The organism is Acinetobacter sp. V2, from assembly GCF_001188385.1.
Lineage (GTDB): Bacteria > Pseudomonadota > Gammaproteobacteria > Pseudomonadales > Moraxellaceae > Acinetobacter > Acinetobacter oleivorans.
The window spans coordinates 33483-48862 of sequence record NZ_JZFB01000010.1 but is presented as its reverse complement, the minus strand read 5'-3'; the positions used below and the strand labels follow the sequence as shown (position 1 = coordinate 48862).

14 protein-coding genes are annotated in these 15380 nt (G+C 41.1%); 9 read left to right on the top strand and 5 right to left on the bottom strand.

From position 1 onward, the window contains the following. From UC75_RS17960 to tcuB, 5 genes are all read left to right on the top strand, one after another. The coding region (locus UC75_RS17960; RefSeq protein ID WP_128825362.1) for an MFS transporter at positions 1-729 on the top strand (729 nt) is incomplete at its 5' end. Between the two features lie 89 nt (positions 730-818). Further along, positions 819-1613 carry a substrate-binding domain-containing protein gene (locus UC75_RS17955; protein ID WP_005302913.1) on the top strand — a complete coding sequence of 265 codons (795 nt, stop codon included), beginning with the start codon at positions 819-821 and terminating at the stop codon, positions 1611-1613. Between the two features lie 131 nt (positions 1614-1744). After that, positions 1745-2674, top strand: a complete 930-nt coding sequence (locus UC75_RS17950; RefSeq protein ID WP_049838371.1) for a LysR family transcriptional regulator — start codon at positions 1745-1747, stop codon at positions 2672-2674. A 103-nt stretch (positions 2675-2777) separates the two neighbouring features. Next, positions 2778-4184, top strand: a complete 1407-nt coding sequence (gene tcuA / locus UC75_RS17945; protein WP_049838370.1) for an FAD-dependent tricarballylate dehydrogenase TcuA — start codon at positions 2778-2780, stop codon at positions 4182-4184. Then, positions 4174-5307 (top strand): tricarballylate utilization 4Fe-4S protein TcuB, encoded by a 1134-nt coding sequence (gene tcuB, locus UC75_RS17940; protein WP_049838369.1) that lies wholly within the window; start codon positions 4174-4176, stop codon positions 5305-5307. Before tcuA ends, tcuB begins: the two co-directional genes overlap by 11 nt. A 77-nt stretch (positions 5308-5384) precedes the next feature. Here the strand turns inward: tcuB and UC75_RS17935 are convergent, their stop codons facing one another. After that, positions 5385-5918 carry an HPP family protein gene (locus tag UC75_RS17935; RefSeq protein ID WP_049838368.1) on the bottom strand — a complete coding sequence of 178 codons (534 nt, stop codon included), beginning with the start codon at positions 5916-5918 and terminating at the stop codon, positions 5385-5387. Positions 5919-6016: 98 nt separating this feature from the next. Between UC75_RS17935 and UC75_RS17930 the strand changes: the two genes are divergently transcribed. Continuing rightward, positions 6017-6565: a TetR/AcrR family transcriptional regulator gene (locus tag UC75_RS17930; protein WP_049838367.1), complete on the top strand. Its 549-nt coding sequence runs from the start codon at positions 6017-6019 to the stop codon at positions 6563-6565. A gap of 14 nt (positions 6566-6579) precedes the next feature. Beyond that, positions 6580-7239, top strand: a complete 660-nt coding sequence (locus UC75_RS17925) for a VOC family protein (protein WP_049838366.1) — start codon at positions 6580-6582, stop codon at positions 7237-7239. 85 nt (positions 7240-7324) lie between these two features. On the opposite strand, the gene UC75_RS17920 is transcribed toward UC75_RS17925, so the two are convergent. From UC75_RS17920 to UC75_RS17910, 3 genes are all read right to left on the bottom strand, one after another. Further along, entirely contained in the window at positions 7325-8554 is a 1230-nt protein-coding gene (locus tag UC75_RS17920; protein ID WP_049838365.1) for a CaiB/BaiF CoA transferase family protein, read from the bottom strand. Between the two features lie 52 nt (positions 8555-8606). Further along, positions 8607-9929 (bottom strand): MFS transporter, encoded by a 1323-nt coding sequence (locus UC75_RS17915; RefSeq protein WP_049838364.1) that lies wholly within the window; start codon positions 9927-9929, stop codon positions 8607-8609. Between the two features lie 227 nt (positions 9930-10156). Then, positions 10157-11377: an acyl-CoA dehydrogenase gene (locus UC75_RS17910; protein ID WP_049838363.1), complete on the bottom strand. Its 1221-nt coding sequence runs from the start codon at positions 11375-11377 to the stop codon at positions 10157-10159. Between the two features lie 245 nt (positions 11378-11622). Here UC75_RS17910 and UC75_RS17905 point away from each other — a divergent pair, with 245 nt between their 5' ends. Continuing rightward, a complete protein-coding gene (locus UC75_RS17905) occupies positions 11623-12570 on the top strand; it encodes a LysR substrate-binding domain-containing protein (protein ID WP_049838362.1) in 948 nt (315 codons plus the stop codon). Between the two features lie 89 nt (positions 12571-12659). On the opposite strand, the gene UC75_RS17900 is transcribed toward UC75_RS17905, so the two are convergent. Continuing rightward, complete coding sequence (locus tag UC75_RS17900) at positions 12660-13835, bottom strand: zinc-binding dehydrogenase (RefSeq protein WP_049838361.1); 1176 nt, start codon at positions 13833-13835, stop codon at positions 12660-12662. A 400-nt stretch (positions 13836-14235) separates the two neighbouring features. Here UC75_RS17900 and add point away from each other — a divergent pair, with 400 nt between their 5' ends. Then, positions 14236-15231: an adenosine deaminase gene (gene add, locus UC75_RS17895; RefSeq protein WP_049838360.1), complete on the top strand. Its 996-nt coding sequence runs from the start codon at positions 14236-14238 to the stop codon at positions 15229-15231. Positions 15232-15380: the final 149 nt, after the last annotated feature.

Below are 15380 nucleotides of genomic sequence, written 5' to 3'. Positions count from 1 at the left end.
TGTTTGATTATTCCTTTAATCTTCTTGTTCCGTCGCACGTTAGAAGAAACTGAAGACTTTAAAGCGCAAAAAACTCATCCATCAACCAAAGAAATTTTCAGCACGCTTGCGAGCAACTGGCGCATCGTACTTGCGGGCATGATGATGAGTGCTATGACCACAACCACGTTCTATTTCATTACAGTTTACACCACTGTATATGCAAAACGTACTCTAGAAATGTCGGTAACGGATAGTCTTTTAGCAACCGTATTTGTGGGTTTATCAAATTTCTTCTGGTTACCAATGGGTGGCTTACTTTCAGACAAAATTGGGCGTCGTCCAGTTTTAGTCGGCATTACAACCCTTGCCATCTTTACAACTTATCCAGTTTTAAGCTGGTTGGTGAGTGACATTAGTTTTACCAATCTGATTATTACACTTGCTTACTTCTCGTTCTTCTTTGGTATGTACAACGGCACCATGGTCGCAACGCTTGCCGAAGTAATGCCAAAACGTGTACGTACCGTTGGCTTCTCTTTAGCGTTCAGCCTTGCCGCCGCTATTTTTGGTGGTATGACGCCAATGGCCTGTACGTACCTTGTCGAAAACACAGGCAATGCAAGCACACCAGCATTCTGGCTGATGTTAGCAGCAGTATGTAGCTTAATCTCAAGCTTGTATTTATGCCGTGGTTCTAAGCAGAAGAATGCAGACCCAATTGCTGAACCTGCGAAGGTTAGCGCTTAAAACAACAACTATTTAACCTGAAATTTTAATGAACAGTACGGCGCATGTTGCAGCCGTACTGTGCTCTCCTATCATTAAAGCGAGATACTATGAAAAAGTCCCCTATCTTCATGACCATTTGCTTAGCTGGTGCAGGTTTAGGCTCAACGCTTGCTAACGCAGATACACTCGAAGTGATTAGCTCAGGCGGTTTCTATTCATCTATGGAAAAACTCATTCCAATATTTGAAAAGCAAACTGGTCACACGGTTCACCTTTCATCTGGTTCATCAATGGGCGCGTCGCCAACCGCTATTCCAAATCGACTCGATCGTGGGGAACATTTTGATGTGGTGGTGTTGGCTGCTCCTGAACTGAACAAGCTTGCAGAGAAAGGTTATGTAGACCCAAGTTCACAAAGTGCTTTAGTCAATTCAAGCATTGGAATGGCTGTGCCTAAAGGTGCACCAAAGCCAGATATTAGCTCTGCGGCAAAATTCGAAAAAGTTTTATTAAATGCCAAGCACATTGGTTATTCAGCAAGTGCGAGCGGTACACATCTTGAAAAAGATGTTTTCCCAAGCTTCCCACCTGTCGAGTACAAAGTGATTTCGGGTAAAGCAGAAAAAGTGGTCGGTGACCGCGTTGCAAAACGTATTGCTGAAGGTCAGTTTGATATTGGTTTCCAGCAAATTAGTGAAATCAAACCTTTTACTGGCCAATATGGTCAAGTTGATTTAGTCGGTCCAATTCCTGCGCCTTACCAGAAAGTCACTGTATTTGCAGCGGGCATTGGTAAAAACTCTGAACATGAAAAAGTCGCAAAAGAACTCATCAAATTTGTGAAGTCACCACAAGCAACACAAATTATTGAAGAACAGGGTCTTGAGCAGGTTAAACAATAAAAGCTCTAAAAGGCAACGTCTTGAGGTGATGTTGCCTTTACTCTGTTAGTAGTTTACTCAGCGTAATAGAACAAAATGCATAGCAATAAACCAGTGTAGAATAACCAATAAAGGACAATGTAGTATTTGCCGTGGAACTCAAACAATTAAAGTATTTTATTGCGGTGATCGAGACAGGAAGCTTGGGTAAAGCTGCAAAAAATCTCGATATTGGAACTTCTGCATTAAGTCAGCAAATATCAAAATTAGAAAGCGAGCTTTCTATTCGCCTTTTACAACGTACTGCTCTGGGTACGGTTCCCACCCCTGCGGGTTTAGCTTTTTTTCAACAAGTTCAACTGGCGCTTAGGCACTTAGACCATGCCGTAGACTCTGCACACTCTTCACGTTTAAGTGGTCATGTCACCGTCGGTTTTTCGCCAAGTGTCGCGTCGGTTATTGGCACCCACTTTTTAAAACTCATGAGAAACCGTTATCCCGACATTAAAGTCCGTTTAATTGAAGGCTTATCGGGTGACCTCAAGGCCTTAGTTAATGCAAGGCAGCTCGATGTTGCCATCATCTTTAGTGACGATGTCGACCCACAGTGGGCCATACAACCTTTAGTCAAAGAACAGATGTTTTTAATATCGCCTAAAGAAGTGCTGAGTCAATACCATCTTGAAAGTTGCATAGACACTCAAACGATTACCCATTCACAGCTTAAAGAACTTCCGCTGATTTTACCGAGCCAACGACATGGATTGCGCTTGTTGCTCGAACAGAAAATTCATCAGCTTAAAGTGGCCTATGAAATTGATGGACTGCACTTGTTAATGGAAAGTATTAGCCAACTCGAAATGGCGACCATTCAACCTGCGGGTGCCTCATTAAACTCAAGGCAAGACCTATGTTTACTGCGCATTGTAGAACCTGCCATTGAACGCATTAACTATTTGATTAGTCTGTCTGAAGAAGAACTCTCGCCTGCCACCTTAGCTACGAAAGTAGTGATTCGTGCTTGTGTGACCAATCTGATTAATGAAAAGCGTTGGCCCGGTGCGAAACTCATAAACACTTAAGCCTTTAGTGTTTATTTTTACTAAACACCCATTCAAGCTTAGCCTCTCACTTCACCTTCCCTTTTAAAGCTACATTAGCCTTAGCTGAGAAAGGGAGAAATCCATGCATGATGTGATTGTAATTGGTGGTGGGAATGCCGCACTGTGTGCCGCGCTCACGGCAAAAGAAAGTGGCGCGTCTGTGCTTGTAATAGAAGCAGCACCTAAAGAATGGCGTGGTGGTAACTCACAACACACTCGTAACCTTCGCTGCATGCATGATGCTCCTCAAGATGTATTGGTCGATGCCTACCCTGAAGAAGAATATTGGCAAGACCTACTTAAAGTGACTGCGGGCAAAACCAATGAGCACTTAGCTCGTCTGGTCATTCGTAGCACGGCGACCTGTCGTGATTGGATGCGTAAACATGGCGTGAATTTTCAGCCACCGCTATCGGGTGCTTTGCATGTTGCACGTACCAATGCCTTTTTTATGGGTGGCGGTAAAGCCCTCATTAATGCGTATTACCGAAGTGCTCAAGAGCTTGGCATTGAGATTTTATACAACACAAAAATTAAAGATCTAAAGTTAAACCAAGGACATTTTGAAGCTGCAATTGCGGAAGATGGCCGTGTATTTAAAGCGAAAAGCTGTGTATTGGCCGCAGGTGGTTTTGAGTCAAATTTGGAATGGCTAAGAGAAGCATGGGGACAAAATGAAAACGGCGAGTGGCCTGCCGATAATTTCATTATTCGCGGAACCCGCTTTAATCAAGGCAACTTACTCAAATTTATGATAGATCAAGGCGCCGATATTATTGGTGACCCATCACAATCGCATTGCGTCGCTGTAGATGCAAGAGCACCGTTATATGACGGCGGCATCTGCACCCGTATTGACTGCGTTTCACTGGGAATTGTGGTCAATAACAAAGCCGAACGTTTTTACGATGAAGGCGAAGACTTCTGGCCAAAACGTTATGCGATTTGGGGCCGCCTTGTTGCCAAACAACCGCAGCAAATTGCCTATTCGATTATTGACTCAAAAGCCATTGGTCGCTTTATGCCACCTGTGTTTACAGGTGTAAAAGCAAATAGCATTCAAGAGTTAGCAGAAAAAATCGGGCTAGATGCAAAAACCTTCTGTCACACCGTAGAAGAATTTAACCAAGCTTGTGTGCAAGGCACCTTTAACCATACGGTTTTAGATGACTGCACCACCAAAAATATTGTTCCCAACAAGACCCACTGGGCAGTTCCTCTTGATCGCCCACCGTTCTATGCCTATGCGCTTAAACCCGGCATTACCTTTACCTATTTAGGCTTAAAAGTCGAAGATGATGCCGCGGTACGTTTTAACAATAAGCCAAGCCGCAACCTGTTTGTCGCAGGTGAAATGATGGCAGGTAACGTACTCGGTCAGGGTTATACCGCAGGCGTTGGTATGTCGATTGGCACAACCTTTGGACGCATTGCCGGAAAAAATGCAGCCCACTATGCACTTTCACAAGGAGTTGAACATGAATGCTAGTACTAAAGCCCTAATTCCAGTTGTTCAGCTCTCTGACCATGAGCAGGAAGTTCAAAGAGCGCTACAGATTTGTAATGCTTGTCGTTACTGTGAGTCGTTTTGTGCTGTATTTGCGGCGATGACCAAGCGTCTTGAGTTTAATCAAGCCGATATTCATTACCTCGCAAACCTGTGCCATAACTGTGGTGCATGTTTACACGCTTGCCAATATGCCCCGCCGCATGAGTTTGGTGTAAACATTCCAAAAGCGATGGCACAAGTACGTTTGGAAACTTACCAAGAGTTTGCGACGCCTCAACCTTTAGGTCGACTTTATAAGTCTGTCGGGATTCCTTTTGTTTCGGCGTTATCAGTTATTTTCTTCTTATGCATGTTAGCTGTGGTGTGGTACAAGGGCACCGACCTATTTGCAGGCTATCAAGGTAATTTCTATGCGATTTTCCCGCATAACTTTCTAGCTCTACTATTTGGAGCGACCTTTACAGTTGCGATTGTTTTACTCGGTATTGGAATTAGTAAATTCTGGCGACAGACGTCTAAAGTTATTCACGGCAAAGTTGAGAAACCAGACCTTATTCAAGCCTCTCAAAATGTATTAACACTTAAATATTTAGACGGTGGACATGGCAAAGGCTGTAATGAACAAGATGATCGTTACACACAAATCCGCCGCGTGTTCCATCACCTGACGTTTTATGGTTTTATGCTCTGCTTTGCAGCCACAGGTGTAGCGACTTTATATCACTATTTCCTTAACCTGCATGCGCCTTACCCTATCTTTAGCTTGCCTGTTATTTTAGGTACGTTGGGTGGGTTTGGCTTAGTAATTGGACCATCTGGCTTGCTTTATTTAAACCTTAAACGTCATCCATTACATGGTGACCGCGAGCAGAAACCTGTAGATCGAGGCTTTATTTTCCTTTTAATTTTAGTCAGTGCTTCAGGCTTAGTTCTTATGGCATTTCGCAATACTCCTTACATGGCACTTTTACTGATTTTCCATTTAGCCACGGTTATGACCTTCTTTATTACCATGCCATTTGGAAAGTTCGCACACGGTTTTTACCGCAGTGCTTCTTTACTCAAATTTGCCATCGAAGAACGCATTTCTAAGAAATCATAATTTCATTCAAAAGTATTCACTATCTTGGCGTAGTGAATACTTTCATTATTTTAAGCTCAAAATACTTCATACCTTGCCTATTTTTTACTATTTAAAATTCCCAAGCCATACATTGGCCACTTGGTACTCGCTTTAATATTATTAATCAGCATCGCAACCAAAACTAAAGACACTGCACCGACCAAAACAGGGAAAATTAAGAAACTCCACTCATAATGTATGCTGCTTGCGGTAAGTAAGATAACCAAAGGATTGGCCCCAGCAGGTGGATGAACGCATTTAAACACTTGCATGAGCGCAATTGCACAACCTACTGATAACGCAATTGTAAAAATAGAAACACCGACAAATTTTAGAAAAAACAAACCCACAAAAGCCGAAATAAGATGTCCAAATATAATATTTCTCGGCTGCGCCAAAGGTGACTGCGACACGGTATAGAGCAATACACAGGTCGCACCAAACGGCGCCATGATAAAAATATTATGTGTGAGCTTACTCAACCACAGAAGTATAAAAATACTGAGCGTACCCCCAACAAGGCTTCTTAAAACATCAATTTTAGTAGGCGATGGAGCCAGTTTTTCTTTGCCATAAAAGATCGAGAACATGGTTTTTTTCCTCAAACAAAAATTTGCTTTTTAAAAAGCATATAGATAAAATTTCAAATAGTACAGATCTGTACTATTTTATTTTTTGGAAAAGACACATGTCAAAATCTGCCTTAAAAATATTAGATACAGCCGAGAAGTTATTTAATGAAAATAGTTTTGTCGGGGTTGGCGTTGACCTGATTCGCGATGAATCTGGCTGCTCTAAAACCACCATGTACACGTACTATAAAAATAAAAATCAACTGGTTAAGTCTGTACTCGTTGCACGTGATGAACGGTTTAAGCAAAGCCTTTTAGGTTATGTTGGAGATGCAACAGGATTAGAAGCCATCAATAAAATTCTGGATTGGCACACCAATTGGTTTAGACAAGATTTTTTTAAAGGCTGTTTATTTGTAAGAGCAGTCGCTGAATCTAACCAAGATGATCAAGACATTATTTCTATTTCTAAAGCTCATAAACAATGGATTAAAGTATTGATTGCGGAAAATTGCAATGTACCGAATGGTGAAGCTTTATCTGAACTGATCTATACGGTGATTGAAGGCTTAATTAGCCGCTTTTTAGTCGATGGTTTCGATGAAACACTTGCGATAAACATGAAAAATTCTATTAATCAATTATTTAATATTCATCAACATTAGTATGAGAACTTAAAATGGAAGTGGACCATATTTTTATTTGTGTACAATCAGGCGCTCCCGAAGCTGAAACTTTAAAAAAATTCGGTCTAACAGAAGGTTCATCCAATAAGCATCCGGGTCAAGGTACAGAAAACAGACGCTTTTTCTTTAAAAATAGCTTTATCGAATTAATCTTTTTAAATAACCCCGAAGAAGCCTCAAGTGATCTCACAAAACCGACTCTGCTTTTTGAGCGACTAAGTACCCAAAATAATATCGCGTCCCCTTTTGGTATTTGTTTTCGCCCTAAAAATAAAGAAGATAACGGCGCAAAATTTCCTCATTGGGTGTACAAGCCAAGCTATTTACCAGCCAGCTTAGAAGTAAATGTTGCCAAAGATTCTGTGGTATCTGAACCGATGTGGTTCTTCCTTTCATTTGCTTCACGACCAGACCTTGCTGCAAAAGAAAAACAACAACCCCTTGTGCATAGCAAAGATTTATCAGAAATCACCGCGATTAAGGTTTCTATTCCAAACCTTGAAGAGCACCCTACTTCGTTACTGTTCAATACGCTTGATAATTTTGAAGTGACTGATGGATCGGAGCATTTAATGGAAATTAGTTTTGATCATGAACCTCAAGGAATGATTCATGATTTCAGACCAGAGCTGCCGCTTATTTTTAAATATTAAAACGCTTAGTTTCTAATAAAAAACTGTGATTTATTGCAAATCACAGTTTTTATTTAAATTGAATCACATTAAAAACGACAATAGCTTAAGCAATTTTTCCATCAATAATGCCTTTCTCTTTTAACGCAGCTAGCTCTTCTGCTGTTTTAAATCTCGATAAGATTTGAGCGGTATGTTCACCGAGCTCTGGTGGTGCATGATGGTATTCAACTGGAGTATCAGAGAGTTTGATTGGTGAACCAATGGTTTGAAAGTTTTCATTTAAACGATGAGGAATATTGACCACCAAATTACGGTGGACGATTTGTGATTCAGCCAAAGCATCTTCAATAGAGTTGATAACACCTACTGGCACTTTAAGCGCATGAATCATCTCGACCCATTCCTTAGCAGTTTTTTGCAAAAAGTGTTCGGACAATAGAGGAATCAGTTCATCTCGATATTTTACGCGATCTTGATTACACACAAACTTTTCATTTTCGAGTAACTCTGGATAACCAATCGCAACACACAAATCTTTAAATTGTTTGTCGTTACCGCAAGCAATAATAAACTCTTTATCTTTAGCCTTAAAAGTTTGATACGGCACAATGCTTGGGTGTTGATTACCCATGCGCTGCGGGGCTTTACCCGAAGCTAAATAGTTCATTCCCTGATTTGCCAAAGCCGCGACCTGTACATCAAGGAGTGACATATCAATATACTGACCGCGGCCTGTGTGCGAGCGCGCAATCAATGCGGCTTGAATGGCAATGGTTGAATACAACCCAGTTTGAATATCAACCACAGCCACGCCAACCTTTTGCGCACCACCGCCAGCCACATCATCAGGCTCGCCAGTAATGCTCATCAAACCTGACATGCCTTGAATAATAAAATCATAGCCGGGTTCTTCTGCACGTGGGCCATCTTGCCCAAACCCAGTAATCGAGCAATACACAATGTTCGGGTTCAGCTTACTTAATGATGCATAGTCCAAACCATATTTAGCCAAAGACCCTGTCTTATAGTTTTCAATTACCACGTCGGCAGTCTTGGCAATTTCATAAATTAAGGCTTGACCTTCTGGTGTGGTAATGTCCACCGCAACCGAATATTTATTGCGGTTGGTACACTGAAAATAACCAGATTCACGGGTCATGTTTCCATCTTGATCGGGCATCCATGGTGGGCCCCACATACGGGTGTCATCACCGACCCGAGGACGTTCAATTTTAATGACTTCCGCGCCAAGGTCTGCCAAGATCTGTCCGCACCAAGGCCCTGCAAGCACACGACTTAAATCTAAAACTCGAATTCCTTGTAATGCACCCATAATGATACCCTTATCTTTTTAGAAGGTGCTCAACGCACCTTCTTGTCATTGTTTATGATTGTTTTTGCGGATCGTACTGACGATCTTTAATAAATAAGCCCGGCAATACACCCGCAACAAAATACGCAGCACCCATCACAATAAAGGCCATGGTAAACGTCCCACCCGATGCCAAGAAACCAATGGTGGCTGGTGCAATCGCAGCCCCAACACGACCAATGTTATAAGCACCTCCAATGGCTGTTCCGCGTACATCGGTTGAAAAACTTTCAGCCATATAAGTCGCGTTCACACCGTATGGAATGCCATATAAAAAGCCAAAAGTGATTAATAAATACAAAATATTGTCAGGGGTATTAAAGAAAATAATGATTGGTAAAAACACGGCACTCGCAATTGTTCCAAACACAAAAACAGCACGGCGGTTAAATTTGTCTGCAAGATAACCCGCTAAAATTTTGCCTAGAATCATTGCTGTATATGAACCCACCATATAACTGGTTAAGTTTTTAAAGTTCATATGCACTTCTGTTTCTAAATAACTTGGCATCCAGTTGTTAATGCCGTAATAGCCAAACTGCAAGAAGAATGCTGTGGTCATCCACAACAGAAACATCTTACGGTGCTTAAAGTTATTAAAAATTTGTTTGTAGATACTGTTACTTTTCGGCTTTTCAGCCACGACTATTTCTTTAGGTTGTCTGTTGCCTTGCAAGCTTTCAATTTTGGTGAGCTGCCAAGATTTTGGCTCTGGCACAAAGCGTTGCAGGAAAATATTAACGAAAGCAGGTACTACAGTCAGGAAGAATAAAACACGCCAGCCATGATCTGGAATAATCGCGCCAGCTAAGAGTGTCGCTGCAATATAACCCACCGTTTGCCCCGTCTGTAATGTGCCCAAAACCGTTGTACGGTAAGTGGTCGGCACATATTCAGCCATTAAGGTATTACAGGCCATATACAGTGCTCCGATTCCTAAAGCACCAATAAAACGTAAGGCCATAAATTGCTCGAAGCTTTGCGTAAAGCCCAATAAGCAAGTCGCCACCGAAAAGAAAGTTACCGAGTTAGCAATGGTTCTTACACGGCCAAATTTGTCACATGCCCAACCACCCAAAATACCGCCAATACCCATGCCTGCTAAAGAAGCACTACCTAAGGCACCTGCCTGAAAGGTACTTAAACCAAACTCTGCCTTTAAGCTGGTCAAGCTATAAGACAGCAGCATAATATCAATGCCATCGACCACCATCGCAAAATAGGCAAATAACAATGCCCATTTCCATGTATGAGGGCCAATCTTTTCATATGTTCCAAGGTTACTTGGAAATGTAGTTCTTAACTCTTTCGATATTACTTGAACGTCATTGTTCATCTTTAGTTCCTCATTTTCCCAAATGAGTCATCGGTAGCCTACTTATGTTTTCTGTATGACTTAATCTTCTATATTTTCATCATCTTATATTTAGTTTTAAGTACACAGAGGCGTATCTTTACATGAGTATCCTTACGATGAATCTTGTCATTATCCATAAATTTTTGCGTAAAAATCCCTAAAGGTGCTCTCGAAAGAACACCTCTATCTTTTAAAAAATTAATGAGTTAGTTACTAAATGCCGCGATACCTGTTTGTGCACGACCTAAAATCAAGGCATGAACGTCATGTGTACCCTCGTAGGTATTCACAACTTCAAGATTGACCAAATGGCGTGCCACACCAAACTCGTCACTAATACCGTTTCCACCCATCATGTCACGCGCCATGCGAGCAATATCAAGCGCCTTTCCACAGTTATTACGCTTAATTAGGGATGTACCCTCAACTGATGCAATGCCTTCATCTTTCATACGACCAAAACGTAAAGCCACTTGCAAACCCAAAGCAATTTCAGTTTGCATATCTGCCAGTTTCTTTTGAATCAACTGATTTGCAGCCAAGGGACGACCAAATTGTTTGCGGTCCATGGTGTATTGATGTGCAGTATGCCAGCAGAACTCGGCAGCCCCCATTGCACCCCATGCAATACCATAACGAGCGCTGTTCAAACAGGTAAATGGGCCTTTTAAACCGCGAATTTCAGGGAATGCATTTTCTTCAGGTACAAATACGTTATCCATTACAATTTCACCCGTAATCGAGGCACGTAAACCGACCTTGCCATGAATTGCTGGCGCAGATAAACCTTCCCAGCCCTTTTCTAAAATAAAGCCGCGAATTTCACCGACATTACCTTCAGCAGAAACCTCTTTTGCCCAGACTACAAATACATCGGCAATTGGACTGTTGGTAATCCACATTTTTGCGCCACTTAAACGATAACCACCGTCAACTTTTTTAGCACGTGTAATCATACTGCCCGGGTCTGAGCCATGGTCTGGCTCGGTCAAACCAAAACAACCAATATATTCACCAGTGGCAAGTTTAGGTAAGTACTTCTGCTTTTGTTCTTCGGTACCAAACTCATGAATCGGAACCATGACCAATGAGCTTTGCACGCTCGCCATAGAGCGGTAGCCCGAGTCGACATATTCAATTTCACGTGCAACCAAACCATAACTCACATAGTTCAAACCCGCACCGCCGTATTGCTCAGGGATGGTTGGACCCAGTAAGCCGAGCTCTCCCATTTCACGGAAAATAGATGGATCTGTTGTTTCATGACGGAATTGTTCAAGTACACGGGGTTGCAAGCGTTCTTGGCAATAGGCATGAGCCGCATCACGAATCATGCGCTCATCTTCGGTAAGCTGTTGCTCAATTAAAAATGGGTCTTGCCAGTTAAATTGAACTTTTGCTTTTTTTGTTGTCACCATGTGATTCATCGCATCCTCTGCTTGATTTGATCTTCTTTATTTAACTCGATGTTATGCGTGAAAAATGCAGTAATCAAACGATAAATGTTCATGCAGATATGCGACTTACGCATATTTAAAATAAGAAGGTTTAAATTTAGATATTTAATTCATTGTATTTCATTAAAAATGGCTTATTTTTATACTAAACTTTGATATCTGCATTTAGGTCATATGCTGTTTTGAAATATGACGACAAATAAAAGGATTTATTTATGCGAAGAAGTATCCCGTCCATTCAGGGCCTGATTTGCTTTGAAAGTGCAGCAAAACATTTAAGTTATACCTATGCTGCGCAAGAGTTATGCATTACCCAAAGTGCAGTCTCGCGCCAAATTCAACAGCTAGAAGATTTCTTAGGCATTGAACTCTTTATACGTACTCGGCATGGCGTTGAACTCACCATTGCAGGCCAACAATATTTTAAAAGTATTAAGCCTTATTTATTGGGTTTAGAGAAATGTACGGCTGATGTGATTTCTCATAAAGGTTTAGGTGGAACATTAAAGTTAGGCGTGGTGCCGACCTTTGCAACGCGCTGGCTGTTACCCAAGCTCCATCTTTTAAATCAAAAACACCCTGAAATTACGGTTCACTTAGAAACTAGTACTAAACCTTTTTTATTTAACGATAATATTTTTGACGCTGCAATTTTTGCAGGTACGCAACAGCAAATTGACCACTGGCCCGGCATACAAGCGCATTATTTAATGGATGAAGAAATTGTACCTGTATGCTCACCAAGACTGATCGAAAAGTATTTTCCAGATGCAGTGAGGATCAATGAAAATACCTATGATCTAAGCTCTGAAGATTTGCTAAAAATTCCCCTACTGCAACAAACTACTCGACCTAGCATTTGGCAAGAATGGTTTCTGACTCATCACATGCAGCACCCGAAACCCTTTGATGGTCAACGCCATGAGTTATTTTCAATGCTTGCGGTTGCCGCGAGTCATGACATGGGAATGGCTCTAATTCCACAAATGTTGATTGAGTCTGAACTACAAAAAAAAGAACTAGTGATTGTTTCCAATAAAAAACTAAAAGGCAGCCGAAAGTACTATCTCATTCACTCAAGCCAAGATGTATCACCGACCATTCAGAAATTTGTTGAATGGATTTACCAAGAACTAGAACAACTAAAGAGCAATACAAATTAGCTGAGCCACTTTGTGCGATCTACACGCATAAAAAAAGATTGTGTTTGATAAGATCACAACCTTTTTAATTGAGCATAAATGACTTTGAATTAATGACTCATCAATTGAATATCTGAACCGCTACGTTTAGGGTCAATCAAGATTTTGGCGTGCTGTTCAGGGTCACGTAATGCTTCAAATGCACTGGTAACACCCTCTAAACCAACAACACCTGTAATGAGCGGTGAGCAGTTCACTTTACCTTCTGCAATCATGTGTAGCGCATCTCGAAACTCAAGCGGTGTATAACCCAATACGAACTGAATTTCTAACTCTTTATTAATCGCAAGTGCTGGTTCTATTTTATCACTTTGCATGCACACGCCCACTCCGACAATTCGGGAAAATAAAGGTGCACCTTCAATAATCTGCTGCAAGACACCCGGTACGCCGACACATTCAAAAATAACAGGACGTTTTGGCAGAGCACCCAATTTATCAATCATGCGCCATCCATGCCACCAAGGTAAGCGTGTCGCTTGTAACTTATCAAACAGCCCCATGCCCATGTTAATAGCATCCGAAACATTGCCAAGTAAACCAAACTCTTTCCAGTTGGCAAATGGCGATGTCTCTTTGGGGTCTACCACAATATCTGCACCACATTGCTCGGCAAGCTTACGGCGGTTTGGTGAAAAGTCGCTGGCAACCACAGTTTTAACCCCAGCTGCTTTAAGCATTAAAATGACACCTAGCCCAACAGGTCCGCAGCCAATTACAATCGCAGGTTCACTGGTTTTCACACGGCTACGGCGAACGGCATGCAATGCAACAGCCATAGGTTCAGTCATGGCAGCACTATCTGCATCTAAGCCATTACGTACTTCAAACATCAAGCTCGATTGAGCCAATACTTGCTCGGCATAGCCACCCGAAGCATTTGGTGAAAGTCCTGTAGACAAATAACCATGCTGATCTACATTTAAAAGTGGCATTGCACAAACAAGTGTATCGGCTTTGAATTTATGACGTGTTTTTGGGCCGTAGTCTAAAACCTTGCCACAAAACTCATGTCCTAGTACAAACGGGTCTGTGGACTTCGCTAAACCATTAAACCCGACACGTGCAGCCAAATCATGCATGTGGTCACAATGGTGCTGCATATGTAAATCAGAGCCACAAATCCCACATCGCACCACTTCTAATAACACCTGTCCTTTTGCAGGTGTTAATTTCGGTTGGTCCACCACTTGTAATTTTGCTTGATGACAAAGTACCGACTTCATTTGAGCGCTTCCTATTTCTTCTTTTTCATTTACTTGCTAGAAATAGATTTCTACAGATAAATTAATCGCTTTATCAGTTTGGTCTTTAGCAAGCCTTTATTCATCTTTACAACTAAAAGGCAAAATACCAATGACCATTCTTCAGCCAATCCACTATTGAAGAGTCAACAAAACAGGCTCAGCGAAGTTAAAAACAGTAAAAATCTTGATGCTTGTATCTTACACAGACTGCGTTATCTTCTTAGGCCAGAACAATGTCATCAAAATTAAAACTGATACAAATATAGTAAGTTCAAAAAACTCAACTCAACGCTTTTCACAAAAACATAGCAAATCCAAACTTTTATCAGCAGTCCTAAACAGGCATGATGAATTGATACGAACAGATAAGAAGAAATCTATGATTACAAAAACGCTCCCGCTTACAGATATACACCGTCATCTTGATGGCAACATCCGTATTCAAACCATTTTAGAATTGGGCCAACAATACAATTTAGATTTACCTGCTTACGACATTGAATCTTTACGACCACACGTACAAGTGATGGATAACCAACCTGACTTATTAAGTTTTTTATCGAAGCTGGATTGGGGCGTAAAAGTATTAGCGAGTTTAGATGCCTGCAAACGTATTGCATTTGAAAATATGCAAGATGCAGCACAACAAGGCCTAGACTATGTAGAACTACGTTTTTCACCAGGTTATATGGGCATGACACATCAACTCCCTCTTGAAGGCGTTGTTGAAGCGGTTATTGCGGGTGTAAAAGAAGGCAGTCAAGCTTACGGAGTAAAAGCGAATTTAATTGGCATTATGAGCCGTACTTTTGGCCAAGAAGCCTGCGAAAAAGAATTAAATGCCCTACTTGCCCATAAAAATAATATCAAAGCGTTAGATCTTGCTGGAGATGAGCTTGGTTTTCCGGGCAATTTATTTATTGATCACTTTAAAAAAGCGCGTGATGCAGGTTGGCACATTACGGTACATGCAGGCGAAGCTGCCGGCCCAGAAAGTATTTGGCAAGCTATTGAAGAATTAGGTGCTGAACGAATTGGACATGGTGTTAAAGCAGTTCAAGATTTAAAACTTTTAGATTATTTGGCTAAACATGAGATTGGTATTGAATCTTGCCTCACTTCAAACATTCAAACCAACACAGTACCGTCTTTAGCAGAACATCCATTAAAGACATTTTTAGAACATGGTGTGCTTGCCACTATTAATACAGATGACCCTGCGGTAGAAGGCATTGAGATACAACATGAATATTTAACTGCTGCCCCATTAGCTGGTTTAAGCCCTGAGCAAATTTATACAGCTCAAGAAAATGGCCTAAAAATCGCATTTTTATCAGATCAAGAAAAAGATGAGTTAAGACAGAAATATCAATAACAGAGCTTATATAAACACGTTCAAATATTGGAGTACGATTGAATTAAAATTACGAACTAGAAAACAAAAAAATTCCTTCTATCAATACGACAAGAAGAAATTCTTTTTAATCTTTGGGATATTTTTTAAAGCTTTAACGCTTTTAAATA